18 protein-coding genes are annotated in these 20,336 nt (G+C 68.6%); 8 read left to right on the plus strand and 10 right to left on the minus strand.

Annotated elements, in window-relative coordinates; translation table 11 throughout:
• Position 1: 1 nt before the first annotated feature.
• Together ACFWF2_RS03200 and ACFWF2_RS03205 are read right to left on the minus strand one after the other, a co-directional pair.
• Complete coding sequence (locus ACFWF2_RS03200; RefSeq protein ID WP_379304082.1) at positions 2 to 352, minus strand: hypothetical protein; 351 nt, start codon at positions 350 to 352, stop codon at positions 2 to 4.
• 224 nt (positions 353 to 576) lie between these two features.
• Positions 577 to 1,755: a cytochrome P450 gene (locus ACFWF2_RS03205; RefSeq protein ID WP_379304084.1), complete on the minus strand. Its 1,179-nt coding sequence runs from the start codon at positions 1,753 to 1,755 to the stop codon at positions 577 to 579.
• 93 nt (positions 1,756 to 1,848) lie between these two features.
• Between ACFWF2_RS03205 and ACFWF2_RS03210 the strand changes: the two genes are divergently transcribed.
• Positions 1,849 to 2,661 (plus strand): SAM-dependent methyltransferase, encoded by an 813-nt coding sequence (locus ACFWF2_RS03210; protein WP_379304086.1) that lies wholly within the window; start codon positions 1,849 to 1,851, stop codon positions 2,659 to 2,661.
• A 62-nt stretch (positions 2,662 to 2,723) separates the two neighbouring features.
• Positions 2,724 to 5,627: a UPF0182 family protein gene (locus ACFWF2_RS03215; protein WP_379304088.1), complete on the plus strand. Its 2,904-nt coding sequence runs from the start codon at positions 2,724 to 2,726 to the stop codon at positions 5,625 to 5,627.
• On the opposite strand, the gene ACFWF2_RS03220 is transcribed toward ACFWF2_RS03215, so the two are convergent.
• The 5 genes from ACFWF2_RS03220 to ACFWF2_RS03240 all read right to left on the minus strand — a co-directional run bounded on the left by ACFWF2_RS03220 (position 5,628) and on the right by ACFWF2_RS03240 (position 9,350).
• The gene (locus tag ACFWF2_RS03220; protein ID WP_379304090.1) at positions 5,628 to 6,737 is read right to left on the minus strand and encodes a glutamate--cysteine ligase; all 1,110 of its coding nucleotides are present in this window, start codon (positions 6,735 to 6,737) and stop codon (positions 5,628 to 5,630) included. It lies immediately after the preceding gene.
• A 182-nt stretch (positions 6,738 to 6,919) separates the two neighbouring features.
• On the minus strand, positions 6,920 to 7,297 hold the full coding sequence (locus ACFWF2_RS03225) for a DUF5313 family protein (protein ID WP_379304092.1): 378 nt from the start codon (positions 7,295 to 7,297) through the stop codon (positions 6,920 to 6,922).
• Positions 7,297 to 7,755, minus strand: a complete 459-nt coding sequence (locus ACFWF2_RS03230) for a MarR family winged helix-turn-helix transcriptional regulator (protein WP_379304094.1) — start codon at positions 7,753 to 7,755, stop codon at positions 7,297 to 7,299. The genes ACFWF2_RS03225 and ACFWF2_RS03230 overlap by 1 nt, the downstream gene beginning before the upstream one ends.
• 86 nt (positions 7,756 to 7,841) lie before the next feature.
• Entirely contained in the window at positions 7,842 to 8,720 is an 879-nt protein-coding gene (locus ACFWF2_RS03235) for a siderophore-interacting protein (RefSeq protein WP_379304096.1), read from the minus strand.
• Positions 8,721 to 8,738: 18 nt separating this feature from the next.
• A complete protein-coding gene (locus tag ACFWF2_RS03240) occupies positions 8,739 to 9,350 on the minus strand; it encodes a TetR/AcrR family transcriptional regulator (protein WP_379304098.1) in 612 nt (203 codons plus the stop codon).
• Positions 9,351 to 9,479: 129 nt separating this feature from the next.
• On the opposite strand from ACFWF2_RS03240, the gene ACFWF2_RS03245 reads away from it, so the two are divergent.
• Positions 9,480 to 9,875 (plus strand): nuclear transport factor 2 family protein, encoded by a 396-nt coding sequence (locus ACFWF2_RS03245; RefSeq protein ID WP_379304100.1) that lies wholly within the window; start codon positions 9,480 to 9,482, stop codon positions 9,873 to 9,875.
• A gap of 9 nt (positions 9,876 to 9,884) precedes the next feature.
• Here the strand turns inward: ACFWF2_RS03245 and ACFWF2_RS03250 are convergent, their stop codons facing one another.
• Positions 9,885 to 10,346, minus strand: coding sequence for a VOC family protein (locus ACFWF2_RS03250; RefSeq protein ID WP_379304102.1), 462 nt, complete (start codon positions 10,344 to 10,346; stop codon positions 9,885 to 9,887).
• Positions 10,343 to 11,173 carry an alpha/beta fold hydrolase gene (locus ACFWF2_RS03255; RefSeq protein WP_379304104.1) on the minus strand — a complete coding sequence of 277 codons (831 nt, stop codon included), beginning with the start codon at positions 11,171 to 11,173 and terminating at the stop codon, positions 10,343 to 10,345. The genes ACFWF2_RS03250 and ACFWF2_RS03255 overlap by 4 nt, the downstream gene beginning before the upstream one ends.
• Positions 11,174 to 11,418: 245 nt before the next feature.
• Between ACFWF2_RS03255 and ACFWF2_RS03260 the strand changes: the two genes are divergently transcribed.
• Complete coding sequence (locus ACFWF2_RS03260) at positions 11,419 to 12,678, plus strand: PucR family transcriptional regulator (RefSeq protein ID WP_379304106.1); 1,260 nt, start codon at positions 11,419 to 11,421, stop codon at positions 12,676 to 12,678.
• Here the strand turns inward: ACFWF2_RS03260 and ACFWF2_RS03265 are convergent.
• Complete coding sequence (locus tag ACFWF2_RS03265; RefSeq protein ID WP_379304108.1) at positions 12,673 to 13,893, minus strand: PucR family transcriptional regulator; 1,221 nt, start codon at positions 13,891 to 13,893, stop codon at positions 12,673 to 12,675. The genes ACFWF2_RS03260 and ACFWF2_RS03265 overlap by 6 nt on opposite strands.
• Positions 13,894 to 14,054: 161 nt before the next feature.
• On the opposite strand from ACFWF2_RS03265, the gene ACFWF2_RS03270 reads away from it, so the two are divergent.
• The 4 genes from ACFWF2_RS03270 (at position 14,055) to ACFWF2_RS03285 (ending at position 20,243) form a co-directional block, all read left to right on the plus strand.
• Positions 14,055 to 15,497: a class I adenylate-forming enzyme family protein gene (locus ACFWF2_RS03270; RefSeq protein ID WP_379304110.1), complete on the plus strand. Its 1,443-nt coding sequence runs from the start codon at positions 14,055 to 14,057 to the stop codon at positions 15,495 to 15,497.
• Between the two features lie 91 nt (positions 15,498 to 15,588).
• Positions 15,589 to 17,400: a DUF3556 domain-containing protein gene (locus tag ACFWF2_RS03275; RefSeq protein ID WP_379304112.1), complete on the plus strand. Its 1,812-nt coding sequence runs from the start codon at positions 15,589 to 15,591 to the stop codon at positions 17,398 to 17,400.
• Between the two features lie 33 nt (positions 17,401 to 17,433).
• Positions 17,434 to 18,867, plus strand: coding sequence for a phytoene desaturase family protein (locus ACFWF2_RS03280; RefSeq protein WP_379304114.1), 1,434 nt, complete (start codon positions 17,434 to 17,436; stop codon positions 18,865 to 18,867).
• 152 nt (positions 18,868 to 19,019) lie between these two features.
• Positions 19,020 to 20,243 carry a diguanylate cyclase domain-containing protein gene (locus tag ACFWF2_RS03285; RefSeq protein ID WP_379304116.1) on the plus strand — a complete coding sequence of 408 codons (1,224 nt, stop codon included), beginning with the start codon at positions 19,020 to 19,022 and terminating at the stop codon, positions 20,241 to 20,243.
• Positions 20,244 to 20,336 lie beyond the last annotated feature (93 nt).

Here is a 20,336-nt window from a genome sequence, read left to right on the forward strand (position 1 = left end):
CTCAGACCAGGCGCACCGGGATGATCACCGCCGACACCGACCCGTGCGACGGCACCGGAATCGCCTGCGTGGACACCAGGTCCCCGGCGGTCAGCACGCCGTCGCCCGCTCGGTCTATCTGGCAGGCGAGCCCCAAGGCGGTACCCGCCGGACTCGCCGGTGCCGTGAGGTCGAACGGAATCCGCGCGCCGGGTTCGATCGCGACACCGACGGTCACGGTCTCGGCGATCAGCGGTGCCGCGCCGTCGGCATAGGTCACGTCACGCAGTTCGACGGCGATGCGCGCCGTCGTCACCGGGGCGTCCGGCGGCAGGACGACGAAACCCCGGATCCGGCGAACATCGGCGGCCATACTTCGAGCGTAGGCGGATAGTCATCAGCGCCTGCATCTCGACGTGGTGGCACTCCCACTCCTCGAGCACCAGCACGTCGAGAGCCGGGTCGAGGCGCCCGCCGGGGGTCAGTGCAACCGCGTCCCCGCGTTTTTGGGAGCAGTCACACAACCGCGGGCCCGCCCCTGGCGGGAACACCGAACGGCCCGTCCACCATGGTGGACGGGCCGTTCCCAGTGCGCTCTCAGCGCAGCGTCACCGTCGTCGGCAGCGAGGCGAAGCCCCGGTTGTTGGACGAGTGGATGCGCACCAGATTGCCGGTATCGATCTCGTAGTCGGCCACCGCGGCGACGATCTCCTGCAACGCCACCCGCAGCTCCAGCTGGGCCAGGTTCATCCCGAGGCAGTGATGACGGCCTGCGCCGAAGGCCAGCGAGGCGCTGGTGTCGCGGTCCAGGTCGAAGACGTCGGGGTTCTCGAAGACGGACTCGTCGCGGTGGGCCGATCCCGTGAGCAGCAGTACGCGGGCATCGGCCGGGATCTGCACCCCGTGCAGCTCGACCGGCACCGTCGTGGTGCGCAGCTGCCCCTGGGTCGCCGGGTCGTAGCGCATCGACTCGGCGATCCAGTCGTCGATCCGGCCGTCGAAGGCGGCGCGGCGCTGATCGGGGTGCAGCGCGGCGGTGTGCCACGCGTTGCCCAGGGTCAGCATGACCGTCTCGATGCCTGCGCCGACGAGCAGGATCAGCACCCCGACGATCTCCTCGGGGGTGAGCCGGTCGTCGCCGTCGGCCGCGTCGAGCAGACCCGACAGCAGATCATCGGTCCGATTCTGGCTACGGGCGATGGTCAGCTCCGTGTAGTAGCCGACGAGCGCGCCGATCGCCTGCATCGCCTCGGGCCGCAGATCGGTCGACTCCGCGTCGGTGTACATGATCTCCATGCCGAGCTTGCGCAGCAGCTCACGATCGTCTTCCGGCACGCCGACCAGTTCGGAGATCACATCGGTCGGGAACGGGCCAGCGAAGTCGGCGATCAGGTCGAAGCTGCCGCGCGCGAGCAGTGGTTCCAGTGTGCGGCGGGCGATTTCACGCAGGCGCGGTTCGAGGCTCTGCACCCGGCGCTGGGTGAACGCGCGGACGACGAGCTCGCGCATCCTGGTGTGCTTGGGCGGGTCCATCGCCACGAAGGAGAAGAACTTCTCCGCCTGCGGTCCCCAGAACGCGGGCTCCATGCGCAGGCCGTTGGCGCTCGAGAATCGGTCGGAGTCGCGCAACGCCGCCTTGACGTCCGCGTGTCGCGACAACGCCCAGAAGTCGTCGGTCGTGTTGCGGTAGACGGGGGCCTCGGTACGCAACCTGGCATAGTACGGATACGGATCGGCATGGACAGCGAAGTCGTAGGGGCTGAACTGCAGGGGCATGGCCGTGCCTTTCGCGGCGACGTGACAACGCCACCACCGGTCTCGTGTCGGGCTGAACAGGGACGACCGTAGTCGAGAGAGAGGACGCGCGCCGTGGACTTCGAAGCCGCCGCTGATCGGGTGGATGTCACCAAACCACACCCGGCCCGCCGGTACGACTACTGGCTGGGCGGCAGTGCCAATTTCGAAGCCGATCGCAAGTCGGCCGACGCGGTGGCCGAGGCGTTTCCGTCGATCCATTTCGCCGTCCTGGAGAACCGCAAATTCCTCCGTCGCGCGATCCCGTATCTCGTCGACACGGCAGGCATCCGGCAATTCCTCGACATCGGTACCGGGCTGCCGACCGCGGGCAACGTCCACGAGCTGGCCCAGGCGATCGCCCCGGAATCGCGGGTCGTCTACGTCGACAACGACCCGATCGTCCTCTATCACGCCCGCGACCTGCTCGACAGCTCCCCGAGCGGCGCGACCGCCTACATCGACGCCGACCTGCGCGACCCAGCCTCGATCCTCGAGCACCCGGCGCTGAGTGGCACCCTCGACCTGGACCGGCCGGTTGCCCTCATGCTCTGCGCGGTGCTGCACTTCCTGACCGACGAGATGCAGCCCTACGACGTGGTCGGACAACTCTGTGCGGCACTGCCTTCGGGCAGCTACCTGACCATGACCCATGCCACCGACGACCATCTGTCCGCCGAGGACCTGCAAGCGACCATCGAGGCCAACGAGCGCAGCGGCGTCCCGTTCCGGCTCCGCTCGACCGCGGAGTTCGCCCGGTTCTTCGACGGCCTCGACCTGGTCTCCCCCGGCATCACCTCGGTGATCGACTGGCGTCCCACCGAGTGGCGCCCGCATCCGCGCAAGGAGGCGGTGTCGATGCTCTGCGGGATGGCCCGTATTCCCTAGGTAGAATCGGTGGCGGTGGCCAGTGTCGGTCGTGCGGCCCGACGTGGTCACGGGAGTGGCAGATGAGCGCTCGCGACGACACTGAATCGGGACAGCTGCCCCGAGGTCTTCGCCTGCTGCTGACGTCGGTCACGGTGTTCTTCGTGGTCATCCTGGTGGTGCCGCGCCTCGTCCACACCTACATCGATTGGCTGTGGTTCGGCGAGGTCGACTACCGCACTGTCTGGTCGACCGTGCTGCTCACCAAGCTCACGCTGTTCGCCGTGATCACCGCGCTCGTCAGCGTCGTCGTCTTCACCGCGATGTGGCTGGCGTACCGGTCGCGTCCGGCGTTCCTGCCCGCACGGGAGGATGATCCGCTGGGCGAAATCCGGCGCGTGGTGGCGCGGTGGCCGCTGCGATTCGGCCTGGGGATCGCCGTCGGCCTAGGTCTGATCTGCGGTCTCATCGGCAAGTCGCGCTGGGAGACGGTGCAACTGTTCCTGCGCGGTGGGGCATTCGGCGTGCACGATCCCCAGTTCGGCCACGACATCGGGTTCTATGTCTTCGATCTGCCGTTCTACCGGCTCGTCCTGAGCTGGTTCTTCGCCCTGGTGATCTTCGCGTTCCTGGTCAATCTGGCTACCCATTATCTGTTCGGCGGGCTGCGGGTCAGCGGCAAATCGCTGGGTATCACCGTGGCGGCCCGCGTCCAGCTCGCGGTGATCCTCGGGCTGTTCCTGCTCATGAAGGTGGCCGCGTATTGGCTCGACCGGTACATCCTGCTGTCGAGCGAGCGCAGGGAACCGACCTTCGCCGGCGCCGGATACACCGATATCAATGCCGTGCTCCCCGCCCGCCTCGTCCTGTTCGCGATCGCGCTGGTCTGCGCCGTCGCGGTGTTCTCCGCGGTCGTGCTGCGCGACCTGCGGATCCCGGCGATGGCTGCCGCCCTGCTGCTGCTGTCCTCGATCGTGGCCGGTGGTGTCTGGCCGCTGGTGGTCGAACAGTTCTCGGTGCGCCCCAATGCCGCCGACATGGAGAGCCCGTACATCGAACGCAATATCGCGGCGACCCGCCAGGCGTACGGGATCGGCGGCGACCGGGTCGACTATCAGCCGTATCCGGGCGTCGGCTCCACGCAGCCACCGCGCGTGGCCGCCGACGCGACCACCATCGCCGATATCCGGCTGCTCGATCCGCGCGTGCTCTCGCGGACCTTCACCCAGCAGCAGCAGCTGAAGAACTTCTACAGCTTCCCCGATCACCTGGATCTGGACCGGTACCGCATCGACGGCCGCCTGCGCGACTACGTGGTCGCGGCCAGGGAACTGACGCCGGGGGCGCTCAGCGGCAACCAGTCGCACTGGGTCAACCGGCACACGGTCTACACCCACGGCGACGGGTTCGTCGCCGCGCCGGCGAACCGGGTCAACGCGGCGGTCCGGGATGCCGCCGCCGACAGTTCGGCGAGCAACAGCGGCTATCCGATCTACGCGGTCAGCGACATCGCCTCCCAGCATGCCGGGCAGCAGATCATCCCGGTCGAACAGCCGCGGATCTACTTCGGTGAGGTGATCGCCAGGACGGATCCGGACTACGCCATCGTCGGCGGCGGCAGCGAGCCGCGCGAATACGACACCGACGCCACGAAATACACCTACGCCGGCGCGGGTGGCGTGCCGATCGGCAACTGGCTCAACCGGCTCGCCTTCGCCACCAACTACACCGAGCGAAACATCCTCTTCGCCAAGGCGATCGGACCCGGGTCGAAGATCATCTACCATCGCGCCCCGAGGGAACGCGTCGAGCTGGTGGCACCGTGGCTCACCGTCGACAACAATCCGTACCCGGCGGTCGTCGACGGCCGCATCGTCTGGATCGTCGACGCGTACACCACGATCGACGGCTATCCCTACGCCGCACGGAGTTCCCTGGAGGCCCTGCACCACGACGACGCCGGACCGCCACGCAATCCCGAGGAGATCTCCTACGTGCGGAACTCGGTGAAGGCCACCGTCGACGCCTACGACGGCACCGTGACCCTCTACCAGGTCGACGCGCAGGACCCGGTGCTGGCGACCTGGATGCGGGTCTTCCCCGGCACGGTCGAACCCGAGTCCGCGATCAGCCCCGATCTGCGCGCGCATTTCCGGTACCCCGAGGACCTGTTCGTCATCCAGCGCGACATGCTCGCCCGCTACCACGTGGACGAACCGCGAGAGTTCTTCACCAACAACGCTTTCTGGTCGGTGCCCAGCGATCCGACGGTGGAGGCCAATCCGCAACAGCCACCGTTCTACGTCCTGCTCGGTGACCCCGTGACCGCCGAGCCGTCGTTCCGGCTGGCCAGTGCGATGGTCGGATTCCGGCGGGAGTTCCTGTCGGCCTATATCTCCGTGCGCTCCGACCCGGAGAACTACGGCAGGTTCCACATTCTGCAACTGCCCACCGACACGCTCACCCAGGGGCCGCAACAGATTCAGAACTCGATGATCTCCGATACCAGGGTGGCCTCCGAGCGCACGCTGCTCGAGCGCTCGAACCAGATCCAGTACGGCAACCTGATCACGCTGCCGATCGCCGACGGCGGGGTGCTCTATGTCGAACCGCTGTTCACCGAACGGATTTCGACAGCGCAGAACGGTTCCACGTTCCCACAGCTGGCACGGGTGTTGGTCAGTTACCGGGAGCCAGGTACCGGCGGGGTCAGGGTCGGCTACGCCCCGACCCTCGGGGAGGCACTCGACCAGGTCTTCGGCCCGGAGACCGGCAATATGGCGACCGCGCCCGGCGGCGGTCCCGGTGCGCCACCACCACCTGGCCGACCGGTGGCGCCACCACCCGGTCAGCCGCAGACCTCGCCCGTCGGACCGCAGGTGGACGAGGCGGCGATCGCCCGGCTGGAGGCCGAGCTCGAAGCGGCCCGTGCCGCCCTGGAACGGCTCGAACAGCAACTCGGCGAGATCCTGCGCCCGAACAAGTGACTATGGGCAGCCTTCGAGAGTCGCCTGCGCCAGTTCCGCCACCACGTCGGTGACATCGCGCCGTGCCCGCATCGCTACCAGCTGCCGTTGTGCCCCGTTGCCGCGCTTGCTCAGGGCGGCGATCGCGTCGGTGACGAAGGCGTGATCGCCGCAGTCGCGCAGCGCGGGTTCGATGCGGTCGACGAGTTCGGCGAGCAGGTCACGGTACGGGACGACGCTGCCCCGGACCGGGTGCAGGCCGTTTCCGTCCAATCCCGAGTGCGCGGCGTTCCAGTAGGAGGCGAGCAGCATCTCACCCGGCACGGGCGGCGCGGGCTCGTCCTGGGCGATCGACCGGAGCGCCGTGGTGACCATGCTCCTGATCAGCGCGGCCAGCAGGGCGGATTCCTCCGCCGTGGCCGGAATGTCGCTCACCCGTATCTCGACGGTCGGGAACGACTCCGACAGGCGGACGTCCCAATAGACCATCTTCTTGTCCAGAATGCTGCCGCTGGCGTGCATCATGGCCACGAGCGACTCGTACTGGGCCAGCGAGTCGAAATACGGCGGCGGGCCTGCGCTGGGCCAGCGCCGCCACAGGATGTTGCGCCAACTCGCGTACCCCGTCTCGGTGCCGCGGTAGATCGCCGAATTCGCGGTCAGGGCGAGCAGCAGCGGCAGCCAGGGACGCACATGATTGCTGACCTGTACCGCAATGTCACGGTCGGGCACCGCGACGTGGACGTGACAGCCGCACAGGCCCTGCTCGTGGGCGAGCATGCCGTAGGTGTGCGCGATCCGCTGGTAGCGCGGCGTGTCGGTCACCGGGTACCCCTCGGGCACGGTCGGCGGAACCGCCACGGCCAGCAGCCGGGCATCGTGCTCGGCCGCGCAGTCGGCGACCCCGCGCCGCGAGGTGCGCAGCTCGGCAAGCAGCTCGCCGATGTCGGAATGCACCCCGGTGCTCGTCTCCACCTGACAGCGGGTCAGTTCCAGTTGCAGATCGATCCCCGCCCGCCGCGCCGTCTCGGCGACCTGGGCGTTCTTCGGTGCCGGCGCGCCGGTCCCCGGGTCGGTCAGCAGGAATTCCTCTTCGACCCCCACAGTCGGCACATCCGCGAAGTCACCCACAGCCACCCTCCTCCACTCACTGAGCTCGCCTGGTGTCACCGGACGAACCCGGTCACACAACCAGCACGAGCTCGCGGCGGTTGCACACTGCCCGAGCCAGGGTGTGGAGGTGCGTGAACGAGTCTGCTCGGACGCTACCCGCGATCGCGGCGAGCCGACAGTCCCGGCATCGGATCCCCAGGTCAGGCGCGGTTGTGGCGTGTCTCGTAGGCGATGCGCTCGGCTTCGGCACGGTGAACCTCGGCGGCATCGGCGAGCTCGGGGTCGAATCCGTGGCTGACCAGGCGGTGCCGCCGGTACACGTAGACCAGCGCGACGGTGAAGTAGATCAGCGGCAGGTACAGCAGTGCCATCATCGACAGCCCGATCCACAGCGGCCCCGGCACCAGCAGGAACAGGCACAGCACCGGCAGGACGGGCAGCAGGAACCGCATCAGGTAGCGGCGGGTCGCACCGGGCCCGGTCAGGTCGTTCAGCACCCAGTCCGCCATCGACGGCGGCAGCGTGGCACCGCCGACGTAGCGCAGTCGCTGCCAGAGGTTCGGGGTCGAGCCGGTCATCACTGCTCCCTCGCTTCGGCTGCGCGCAGCGCGGCCGCGTTCACACGGCCGAGGACATCACGCAGTTCTTCCAGATCGGCCAGGCTCACGCCGAGCCGGGCGACGACGGCGGGCGGAATCTGCTCGGCCTGCCCGCGCAGCGTCTGTCCCGCCTCGGTGAGGTCGATGAGCAACGTGCGCTCATCGTGCGGATCGCGGCGGCGGGTGATGAGACCGGCGGATTCGAGCCGCTTGAGCAGCGGCGACAGCGTCGCCGAGTCGAGCTGAATCGCCTCCGCGACGGACTTCACCGACATCGGCGCCTCGCCCCAGAGCGCGAGCATCACCAGGTACTGCGGGTGTGTCAGCCCCATCGGCTCGAGCAGCGGCCGATAGACCGCGAGCACCGAGCGATTGGCCACCGCCAGCGCGAAGCACACCTGCCGGTCCAGCCGCAGCGGGTCGTCGAGCTCCTGCATGGTTCCACCTTCCTTCGTCCACACAGTATTATGCCACTAATAGTTAGTGCAATAACTATTAGTGGCGTCACTATATGGACCGGTGGTCAGTCCTCGTCGACCAGCGGCTCCCCGGCAGCGGCGCGGCGCACCTTCTCGCGGCCGTTGTCCTCCTCGGTGCGGCCTTGCCGCCAGTAGCCGGTGAACGTGATCGCGCGCTTGTCGATCCCCCGATCCCGGACGAGATTGCGCCGCGTGAGCTTCACCAGGTTCGCCTCGCCGGAGATCCACGCGTAGGGCACGCCTTCGGGAAGCTCTGCGGCACAGACTGTTTCGACGACCGCATCCCCATGGGCGCGGTCGCCGCGGTGCACCCACTCGATCCGCGCGTCGGCGCGGGTGTCGAACCGCTGCTCGTCCTGCGGTCCCGCGACCTCGATGAACGCCCGTACCGTCACACCCGCGTCGAGATGCTCCACGATGGCGCCGATCGCCGGAATCGCCGTCTCGTCGCCGACCAGCAACTGCCAGGCGGGATCGGGCTGCGGGCTGTACAGCGCCCGCGGCGGGCAGAGCAGACCGATCTCGTCGCCGGGCGCGGCCGTGGATGCCCAGTCCGAGGCGGGCCCGGCATGGTCGGGATGCAGCGCGAAGTCGATGTCGAGTTCGCGCAGCGCGGGTCGCTGCGCCCGGATCGTGTAGGTGCGCATCGGCGGCCGGATCTCGTCGGGCATGGCGAGATACCTTTGGTACCAACTCATTACGCCGCCAACGGCGTCGTCGACGGGCGGCGGCACGGCCGGACGCCCCTGCCCCGGCAGCGGGAAGAACAGCTTCGTGTACTGATCGGGCCCCGCGTCCGCCAGCGCGGCGGGATCCGCACAGGTGAGCGTGACCCGGACCATGCGCGGGGTCAGCCGCACGACGCGACGAACCCGCAGGGTCGCGTAGGCCATGGTCGAACGATTCGCAGCGGCAGTGGTCATTAGGCAAGGCTAACCTGGCTACTCCTGCGGGTCGACCGCCAGACCGGAGATCAGCTGCTCGATCACCGAGCGAACGGCCGCGGTGTCCTCGATATCCTCGCTGTTCGCCAGAAACTGCGCCGCCTCGTCGAGGGCGCCGACTACAACGAGCGCCAGCGGCCGCACCGGCTGCGCACGGACGCGACCAGCGGCGATGGCACCGGCCAGGGCGTTCTCCACCAGACCGATCGTGTGCCTGAGCTCGATCTCGCGCCACCGGCTCCAGCCGAGGACCGCCGGCGCGTCGAGGAGCGCGATACGCCGCACCTCCGGGGCGGTCGACGCCTGCAGCCACGCCAGGCACCCCACGATCAAACTCGCCACCGGATCGGCGGACCGCGCTTCGGCGACCGCGGTGGCGATCACCTCGACCAGGTCGCGCTCGAGATCCTCGAACACCGCCTCGAACAGATCGCGCTTCTCGCCGAACTGATGATAGAGCGCACCGCGGCTGACCCCAGCCGCCTCCGCGACCGCGATCGTGCTCACGGCCCCATACCCGTACTGCCCGAACAGTTCTCGCCCCGCGCGAACGACGGCGGAACGCGTCGCTGCCGAGCGTTCGGCCTGGGTTCGGCGGTCAGGGTTCATGGCGACGTCGAAGTCTAGGGCAGCAAGGGGGTCACGTCAGATCCGAGGCCCTTCGACCCTTGACCGGTGACACCGCGTTCCGGGAACATACAGTCACCCTGTTTGTATCTTGGAAGGGGCTTGGAGACCATGTCCGACGCCACCAAAGATCTGTTCGAGCGCTATCACGCCTGCTGGGCCGACCGTGATCCCGACCGCATCGTCGAATTGCACACGCCCGATTCGATTTTCCACCTGCACTCCGGCGGCAAGCCGGCGCACGGGCGCGCCGAGATCCGCACCGCCGCCGCGGAGACCTTCGCGCTGGTCCCCGATCTGACGTTCACCATGGTCGATCTCCGGGTCGGCGACGACTTCTGGGTGGTTCAGTGGAAGCTGTCCGGCACCTCGGTCACCGGTGGCGTCGTCGATGTGGACATCGCGGATGTGGTGCTCGTCGAGGACGGTGCGGTGCGGGAGAAGCACACCTATGTCGACGGTGTCGCGATGCAGGCCGCGTTGTCCGTTCCCGCCGAGACCGCCTGAGCCACAGGATCAGTCCAGGCAGAACTCGTTGCCCTCGGGGTCGGCCATGACGATGAAGCCGGCGCTCATCGGCGGGTCGGGTTCGAATCGCTGTATCCGGGTCGCCCCGAGGACGACGAGCCGTTCGCATTCCGCCTCCAGCGCTACCATCCGCTCCTCGCCCGACAGGCCCGGCGCGGCCCGCACGTCGAAGTGGACGCGATTCTTGGCAACCTTGCCCTCGGGTACCTGCTGGAAGAACACACGCGGGCCGTGCCCGTCCGGGTCCTCGATGGCCGACCTCGTATTGCGCTGATCCTCCGGCACACCGATCCGGGCGAGGAACTCCTCCCACGCGGCCAGCGGATCGGCGCCAGGGGGCAGTTCCACGCCGGGCGGGCCGGGATGCACGTATCCCAGCGCTTCGCGCCAGAAAGTCGACAGCGCCCTCGGGTCGTGCGCGTCGAAGGTGATCTGGATGTGGCGGCTCATCGTGCTCCATTCGCGTAGTCGATCGCGGAAAGGATGGCGGCGGTGACTGTTTCGGGCGCTTCCACCATGACGAGGTGTCCGGCGCCGTCGACCTCGATCGCCCGCACCGGTTGCAGTGTCTTGTTCAGCGTGGCGCCCGCCCGCGCCGAGAGCACCTTGTTGCGAGTGCCCCAGACGGTCGTGATCGGCGGGAAATCGGTGGGTGGAGAGAAGGTATCCAGTTGCGCGAGTCGCGGGATCTGGCGGGAGATCGCGGCGGTCACCATCAGCCGGCGACGCTCGGTCCACCGGGTCCGCAGGTGCGCGGCGGTCTCGTCGGTGTGTGGTCCGGCGGTGCCGATCTGCTCCGCGACGATCAGCCCGGCCATCGGGCCTGGGATCCGCACCATCGACAGCAGCGAGTCCAGGTGCAGGTACCGGCCGAGGAGGGCGGCCAGCCCGGTGCGGGTCGGGCGGAGGGTGGCGGGGGTGAGCGGGCTGCTCAGTATCAGCGAGCGCACCAGTTCGGGGTGTTTCCGGGTGAACAGCAGCGACAGCGCGCTGCCGAAACAGTGCCCGACCAGCGTCACGTCCCGCAGGTCCCGGTCGGCGAAGAACGCCTCGAGCATGGCGAGATAGTTCTCGAGGGTGTAGCCGTCGTCGGGCGCGTCCGAATCGCCGTACCCGATGAGGTCGATCGCGAGTACCCGGTGCGACTGCCGCAGCTCGTCGAATTGGGCACGCCAGATGGAGCGATCCCCGCCGAGATTGTGCAGGAACACGACCGGTGGCCCCGCCCCCGCCTCGTCATAGGCGATCGAGGTTCCGCCGGCATCGAAAAATGGCATCGCGTAATGCCCCCTTCCCTCCACATCGTTGTGGTGTCACTCACGCTAACCGACAACGGTGACAGGTTCGTGGCGGAGTTCTGCCATTGCCCGAAACAAAACTGAGCATCGGTCTCCGAAATGCCGATCCAGATTTCGCCGTCAGCCGTCATTCGCGACATATTCGCAGGTCAGAGCATCGCGAAGCGAGCGGCTAGTCGTTGCCAAAGAGGAGTAGAAGATGAGCGGTCGCTCAGCCTACAGTCGTGCGCACAGCCATCGAGGAGGAGTCGACGATGACCATCCACCTGGAGCATCCACCGATCTCGCGGCCGATGCGCGACCTGCGCACTCGCCCGGGCAGGCTCGTCGGCCATGTCGCCGACGACGCCGCGGCCCACCGGCCCCGGCCGGGTGACGCGACCGCGGGCGAGAACGCCGCGGTGACCCGGATCTGCGTGGACATCGCCGGCGGGATCCTCGACGGCCACGACGTCGCGGAGAAGGCGGACCAGCTCGCGGTGGCCGCCGCGGGATGGGCGCACGAGGGGATACCGGTCGATACCGTTCTGCACGCCGTCCACGAAAGTCTGCGCCAGAGAATGAAGTTCGCCGCCGTGCCGGAGGCGACCGGTTCGAGTCTGCTCGACAGTTTCCGCCAGGTGGTCGCCGCCTCGGATCTGATGTGCACCACGGTGTCCCGCGCCTATGTCAGGCAGCACCGTGAAGTCGCGAGCGAACACCACACGGCGGTCCACACGCTCGCCTCCGCACTGCTCGCGGGACAGCCGACCACGACGATGGCCCGTGAGTGCGGAATCGCTGTCGCGGAAGCGTATTCGGTGCTGGCGCTATGGATCCAGGCGCATCCCGACGAACACGACTCCCGGGTGGACGGCGCCGTCGTCGCCCGCCGCAGGTTGCGCCGGGTGCAGGCCGCGCTCGCACAACGCTGCGGAGAGCGCGCGCTGGGGCTGCTCTCGGTCGACGGCGGCACCCTGCTGATTCCGGCGAATCTGCTGGCCGACAAAGACCTCGACACCCTCGTGGAGTCACTCTCGCGTGGCGCGCGCGTCGACATCACGGCGGCGCTGATGCCCGCGGCCACCGACGAGATTCCGGCGGCGGCCGAGCGCGCACACGAACTGCTGGACATGGTCGAACGGCTCGACTGCCCGCCCGGCCTCTACCGGTTCGCCGACCTGGCCCTGGAATACCAGCTGACCCGCCCCGGCCCCGGCCGCGCCGAGCTCGGCGAACTGCTGCGCCCGTTGGACAATCACCCCGAGCTCTACGAGACGCTGCGTGTACACATCGCCAACAACATGAACCGCCGGCGCACCGCCCGGCTGCTGCACATCCACACCAATACGGTCGACTACCGCATCCGCCGCGTCGCCCACCTCACCGGACTCGACCCCACGCAGGGCTCGGGCCTGTGGCAGCTGCGCTCGGCGATGATCGCGCGCAGCTTCCACACCCACCCGCCACGGCACCGCCGCGCGCATCTCAGGGCGCGGTCATGACCTGGGCAGTCCCAGCTGCGCGCGGGCCAGCAGCGCCACCTCGATGTCGAGCCTGCGTTCGGTGAGCGGATGGCCGAGCAGCTCTTCGGCTTTGCGTACCCGATAGTGCACGGTGTTCTTGTGCACGTGCAGCCGGGCGGCCGCGTCGGTGTAGCTGCCACGGGCGTCGAGGAACGCGCGGACCGTTTCGCGCAGACGCGCGGCGGTGTCGTCCTCGGCCATCAACCCGCCGAGCACCCGGCTCGCCCACGCCTGCACCTCGGGCACGCGGTCGGTGAACAGGGCGGACAGCGCCACCTCACGGTATTCGGTGAGCCCGCGCCCGCCGGTCGCCAGCGCGACGGTGCGCGCACGCTGGGCATCGCGGAAGGTGCGGCGGAAACCCTCGAGGCCACTGGCCGGATCACCCAGGGCCAGACACAGATTCGGCTGGGAGCGCAGCGCAAGGACCAGTTCCCCGGTGTCGATCGCCGGGCGTGACACCGAGGAGATCCACACCCACCGGCTGTGGTCGTCGGCTTCCACGGTCATCGGCGTCTTGCCGGTCGCGGCGGCCAGCAGGGCGGTGCCCGCGCGCAGCACCGCGCCGGGTTCGCGGGTGCCGGGCGGGGTCCACAGCATCGCGAACTGGTGCCAGCCGCGCAGCGAGGTCGACAGCATCTGCTCGGCCGAGGACACGTCGAGATCGTCGGCGTCGAGCACCGCGCGGACCTGCGCGGCGCGGGCGGCGTCGGTGCGCGCGTCCCAGCGACGGCGCTCGCTCGCGTAGATATCGATCAGGCCCTCGATCACCTGGTCGATATAGCTGTTGACCAGGTACGCGATGCGCGCCGCGGCAGCCAGGGCGACGTCGGTGGGCGGGTTCAGCTCGGCCAGCTGCGTCATCGTCCACTGCACGAACATGTTCTCGCCGAGCCGGTAGGCGCGCAGCAGCGCCTCGAGCGAGAGGTCGTGCTGGGCGAAGCGGCGGGCGTATTCGGCGGCGGCGGGCGGCACGGTGATGTCGTCGAGGCCGATGGCCAGGGTCAGCATGTCCAGGATCGCGGCGAGGTTGGAATCGGTGCTGGCCACCATCAGCCTGCGCACTTCGTCGTCGTGCCGGAATTCCGGAATGACCTCGACGAACATCGAGATCATCGTGGGCGCCAACCGTTCCAGATCCGTCTTGATCCGCAGCGCCACCTCCCGCACGAGCGGATCGTTGTCGAGAGCCATGGCCGCAGACAGTACCCCCGGCGAGCGGGCACGCGGCGCTGTTTGTGCTCGTGGCACAACACCTCGCCGCAACGCTGGTCCGCGGGCCCGTAGTCGGCGCCGTATCCGCGCCCTACCTTGAGATATGTAATCCAGATCACATCCGTCTCCGGTGAGGAATCATGCGACACATCGCCGAATTGCCCGACGTCAGAGCCACGGCCGACCCGCACGGGCACAGCGTGGCCGACGACACTATCGCGCTGTCGAACGCGCAGTTCCTGACGCGGGTCGAGGCGGCAGCCTCGGTCCTGCACCGGGCGGGTGTGGGGCCCGGCGATGTCGTCGCGGTCGTGCTGCCCAACCGGGCGGAACTGGTGGTTGCGCTGTTCGCCGCCTGGCGGCTCGGCGCCGCGATCACGCCGGTGAACCCGGGTCTCACCGACGACGATATCCGCTACCAGATCGAGGATTCCGGGGCCGAGATCGTGATCGGTGACCCCGGTCGGGCCGCGGTCACCCTCGACGTCGCCGCACTGGCCGAGCCGGCGGGTCCGGTCGCCGCGGCGCCGCCGTCCAACGGCCTGGCGCTGATCATCTACACCAGCGGCACCACGGGCAGGCCCAAGGGCGTGCTGCTCGGGCACGAGAATCTCGCCGCCATGTGCACGATGATCATCGACGCGCTCGGCCTGGACGCCGGCGACCACAGCCTGCTGATCCTGCCGCTGTTCCACGTCAACGGCATCGTCGTCAGCGTCCTCTCGCCGCTGCTGGCGGGCGGGCGCACCACCATCGCGGGCAAGTTCTCCGCGTCCGGGTTCTTCGACACCGTCGAACGGGTCCGTCCCACGTATTTCTCGGCCGTACCCGCCATCTACGCGATGCTGGTGGCCAAGCCCGACGGCGAGCGCCCCGACACATCCTCGCTGCGGCTGGCGATCTGCGGTGCGGCGCCCATGCCCGCCGAACTCATCGCCCGCTTCGAGCAGCGCTACGGTGTGCCGATCGTCGAGGGCTACGGACTGTCGGAGGGCACCTGCGCGTCCACCCTCAATCCGGTGGCGGGCCAGCGCAAACCGGGCACCGTCGGGGTGCCGCTGCCCGGCCAGACGGTGACGATCATGAATCCCGACGGCGAGCCGGCGGCGCCCGGTGAACCAGGGGAAGTCGTGATCGGCGGCCCGAACGTGATGCGCGGCTACCTCGGCAAGCCTGCGGAAACGGCGAAGACCGTGGTGGCGGGCCTGCTGCGCACCGGCGACGTCGGCTATTTCGACACCGACGGCTACCTGGTCCTGGTCGACCGGATCAAGGACATGATCATCCGTGGCGGGGAGAACCTGTACCCCAAGGAGATCGAGAACGCGCTCTACCGGCATCCGGCGGTCCACGAAGCCGCGGTCGTCGGTGTGCCCGATGCCGTGCTCGGCGAGGTGCCGGTCGCCCATGTGGTTGCCGCGCCGCACACCACGGTCACCGTCGAGGAGCTGACCGCGCACTGCCGTGCGGAGCTGGCCACGTTCAAGGTGCCCGCCGCGATCGTGCTGACCGCCCAGATGCCGCGCAACCCGGTCGGCAAGATCGACAAGAAGCAGCTGCGGGCCATGGCCGCACGCGTCTGAGCAGTTCTGCACCGCAAGCACATTCGAACGAAAGACAGACTTTCGGTCGCGGTGGTCCGCGCCCGGAATCAGGGAAGAAAGGGATCGAGCCATGGGATTCAAGACGGGAGATTTCCCGCCGGTGGACACCGACACATTTCTGGATCTACCACTGCGGGAACGCATGCGAACACTGGCACTGCATTGGGCGGAATACGGATTCGGCACGCCGAAGATGATCCACACCATCTACATCGCGAAATTGCTTGTGCTGTACATGTTCGGCGGCGTCCTGATCGCCACCGCCACCTCCGGCACCGGCCCGTTCTGGGATGTGGCGCAGTGGTGGAACCAGCCGATCGTCTACCAAAAGCTGGTCCTGTGGACCGTGCTGCTCGAAGCGGTCGGTGTCGCCGGTTCGTGGGGACCGCTGGCAGGCAAGTTCAAGCCGATGACCGGCGGCGTGCTGTACTTCGCCCGGCTGGGCAGCATCCGCCTGCGACCGTGGCATCGGGTGCCGTTCACCAACGGCCACTCGCGCACCCTGCTGGATGTGGTGTTGTACCTCGGCTTCCTCGCGTCCCTGTTTGTCGCGCTGCTGGCACCGGGAACGACTACCGCCTCGCTGCTGGAAGCGTTGCCCGACAACACCTCCGGACTCGTGAGCCCGGCACTGCTGATCGCGCCGATCGCGCTGTACGTCCTGTGCGGACTGCGCGACAAGACGATCTTCCTTGCCGCACGCGGCGAGCAATACCTGCCGGCGCTGCTGTTCTTCGCGGTGCTGCCGTTCACCGACATGATCATCGCCGCCAAGCTGCTGATCGTGATCGTGTGGGTCGGCGCCGGTGCCTCCAAGTTCGGCAAGCACTTCACCAATGTGGTGCCGCCGATGGTGTCCAACAGCCCGTCCATGCCGTTCCGGTCGATCAAGCGCGCCCACTACCGTGACTTCCCGCGCGATATCCGCCCCTCGCGCGTCGCCTCGTTCATGGCGCACGTCGGCGGCACCACCGTCGAGGTGATCACCCCGATCGTGCTGTTGTTCGCGACGAACTACTGGCTGACGCTGGCCGGTGTCGTGATGATGGTGGTCTTCCACCTGTTCATCACCTCCACCTTCCCGCTGGCGGTGCCGCTGGAGTGGAACATCCTGTTCGCCTACCTGACCGTCTTCCTGTTCCTCGGCTTCCCGAACTCGGCGGGCTACGGGGTGTTCGACATGTCCTCGCCGTGGCTGACGGTGGCGATCGCGGCCTGCCTCGCGTTCTTCCCGGTACTGGGCAATCTGCGCCCGGATCTGGTGTCGTTCCTGCCGTCCATGCGCCAGTACGCGGGCAACTGGGCCTCGGCGCTGTGGGCCTTCGCGCCCGGCGCAGAAGCCGAGCTCAACACCATCGCGCAGCGCCCCGCCGACAATCAGGTCGACCAGCTGCTGGCCATGGGGTACCCGCCGGCGATCGCCGAGATCACCATGCAGCAGACCATCGCCTGGCGTTCGATGCACAGTCAGGGCCGCGGGCTGTTCTCGCTGCTGTACAAGCACATTCCCGACATCGACCGCTGGACCGTGCGCGAGGCCGAGTTCGCCTGCAACTCGCTGATCGGCTTCAACTTCGGCGACGGTCACCTGCACAACCTCGATCTCATCGACGCGGTGCAGGCACGGGTCGGGTTCGCACCGGGAGAATGGATCGTGGTGTGGGTGGAGTCGCAGCCGATCCACAAGGACACGCAGGAGTACATGGTGGTCGACGCGGCGCTGGGCGTGCTCGAACGCGGTACCTGGCAGGTCGCCGACGCGGTCGAGGCCATGCCGTGGCTGCCGAACGGGCCCATCCCGCACCGGGTGACGTGGCGGCGTGCGGACGTCACCGGCACGGTCGCCCCGCACCAGGACACCGTGGCCCAGCCCGCCGAATAGGCGAGCGCGGATCGAGAACGAGAGGACGAGTCGATGACAACGGCGACAGTGGTCGGCAGCGGCCCCAACGGATTGGCCGCGGCCATCACCCTGGCCAGGGCGGGCGTGGAGGTGACGGTGCTCGAGGCCGCCGACACGATCGGCGGCGGCACCCGCTCGGGCGAGGCGATCGTGCCCGGTCTGCTGCACGACCACTGCTCGGCCATCCACCCGATGGCCGTGGGGTCGCCGTTCCTGCGGGATGTCGATCTGGAACGGTACGGATTGCGGTGGGCATGGGCCGAACTCGACTGCGTCCACCCGCTCGACGACGGCACCGCCGGTGTGCTGCACCGCTCGGTCACCGAGACCGCCGCCGGCCTCGGCGCCGACGAACGGTTGTGGCGCACGCTGTTCGAGGGGCCGGTCGCCGGCTACGACCAGACCGGCGCCGACATCATGCGGCCGCTGCTGCGGATTCCGCGGCATCCGATCCGGTTGGCGCGCTTCGGCATTCCCGCGACCGCGCCCGCCACCCTGCTGGCGCGCGCCTTCCGCACCGAACCGGGCCGCGCCCTGTTCGGCGGTGTCGCCGCCCATGCGTTCCACCCGCTCGAACGGCCGTTGAGCGCCAGCGTCGGGCTGGGGATCCTGACCGCGGGACACCGCTACGGCTGGGCGGTCGCGGTCGGCGGTTCCCAGCAGATCGCCGACAGCATGGCGGCGCTACTGGCCGATCACGGCGGAAAGATCGAAACCGGTGTCCGGGTGCGCACTCTCGCCGACCTGCCACCCGCCGACCTCACCATCTGGGATGTCGCACCGACCGCGGTCGCCGAGATCATCGGCGACCGGCTCCCGGCCCGAATCGCCCGCGCCTACCGGCGATTCCGCTACGGCCCCGGCGCCTTCAAGGTCGACTTCGCGGTCGAGGGCGGCGTCCCGTGGACCGTCGAGGCGGCTCGCCGCGCGGGCACCGTGCATCTGGGCGGCTCGTTCGCCGAGATCGCCGCGAGCGAACGCGACATCCACGCGGGCCGGATGCCCGATCGCCCGTTCGTCCTGGTCGGCCAGCAGTACCTCGCCGACCCCCAGCGCTCGGCCGGCTCGGTGCACCCGGTGTGGACCTACGCCCACGTCCCGAACGGCTACACCGGCGACGCCACCGCGGCGATCATCGCCCAGCTCGAACGCTTCGCGCCCGGCTTCCGCGACCGCGTGGTCGGCCTGACCACCCGCACCACCGCCGGCTTCGCCGACTACAACCCCAACTATGTCGGCGGCAACATCATGACCGGCGCCAAGGACATCCCCCAGCTGATCTTCGGCCCACGAAAAACCTTGCAGCCCTATGACATCGGCATCCCCGGCCACTACCTGTGCTCAGCGGCCACCCCACCCGGGCCCGGCGCACACGGCATGTGCGGCGCCAATGCCGCCGAGCGGGCATTCCGCCGATTGCGCCTGTCGATCGCGCACCCTGGGTAATCCACTTCCGGGCAGACCTGTGGCCTGGCCGGTCCTGTGCCACCGCACCGCGCGAGCGATCCCGCACCAGCCGATCCACCCGTGGTGGTAGTTTCGATTGCCGGTGTGTAGCTGGTAGTCGATGCCGCTCGGCCAGGAGGTGGTCTGCCGACATGTCCCGCAACTTCGCCGCGCGCTGGGCGGCGCGGCTGGCCGAGGGTGCGGTGCCGCCGGATCACCGCGTGGCGGCGCTCGAGACCTGGACGGATCGACTGCTCGCGACGCTGGCCACCGGGGCGCCCGATCCCGTCGTCGCCGAGCGGGCCGGGGCGGCCGTCTACGGCCTCGGGTGCACCGATCCGGTGGTGATCGCCCGGTCGATGCCGGTTCTGCAGGAGCTGAGCGAGCACGCCGGTGCGGATACGACGGCGTTCGGCGTTGTCGCGGGCGGTTTCGGCCACGGGTTCGCCCGCGCGCTGGCGGCGGCGACACCGGCCACCGAGGGGCTCGAAGCGGCGTTCCGGCACGCGTCCATCGCCATCTCGATCGGCGACGCCCACGGCAACATCATCAACGCCAACCCGGCCTTCGAACGGCTGACGGGCAAGAGCCTGGCCGAGCTACAGGGCACATCCGGCTTCGAACTGGCCGACGTCGATGTCGATGTCCACAGCATCCGCGAACAGGTCCACGGCGAGCTCGAACGCTCCGAGAACGGGACCATCCGCCTCGACAGCGAATACATCCGGCCGGACGGTGCCAAGGGCTGGGCCACGTGGACGGTGACGCGCTGTGTCTCCGCCTCCGGCGGTCTCTACCTGCTCGGCTTCGGCGAGGACACCACCGAGCATCGCACCACGACCGAGCGATTGCACTGGCAGGCCCACCACGACCCGCTCACCGCGCTGCCCAACCGCAGGCATCTGCTCACCCAGCTCGACACCCTCATCACCGAGGCCGGACCCGACGACCTGGCCGCGGTGTGCGCGCTGGACATGGACGGCTTCAAAGACATCAACGACGCCTTCGGTCACACCGTCGGCGACAGCCTGCTCATCGAGGTCGCCGCACGCCTGCAGGCCTGCCTCGATCCGGAGACCGACGTGCTGGCGCGCATCGGAGGCGACGAATTCATCGCCGTACTCCCGCCACCCGCCGACGAGGAGCGTGTCGAGAAGACCGTGCACCTGCTCCAGGCGGCCGTCGAGGAGCCCTTCCTGGTCGCCGACCACCAGATCGAGATCACCATCAGCCTGGGCGCCGTCATGTCGCGGATCGCCGGTGGCGCGCCGAGCGATCTGCTGACCGCGGCCGACAACTGCCTCTACGCCGCCAAGGCGCTCGGCAAGAACCGCTGGATCCTGCGACGCTGGGATCCGGTGCGCCGCGGATCCTGAACGGCGCCGTAGGCTCGGGAGGTGGTGCGGCGCAACAGGTCTGCGGGATCTGCTGGCCACACCACCACCGCGAACACTATCAATAATGTTGCA

The organism is Nocardia sp. NPDC060259, from assembly GCF_042728775.1.
Lineage (GTDB): Bacteria > Actinomycetota > Actinomycetes > Mycobacteriales > Mycobacteriaceae > Nocardia.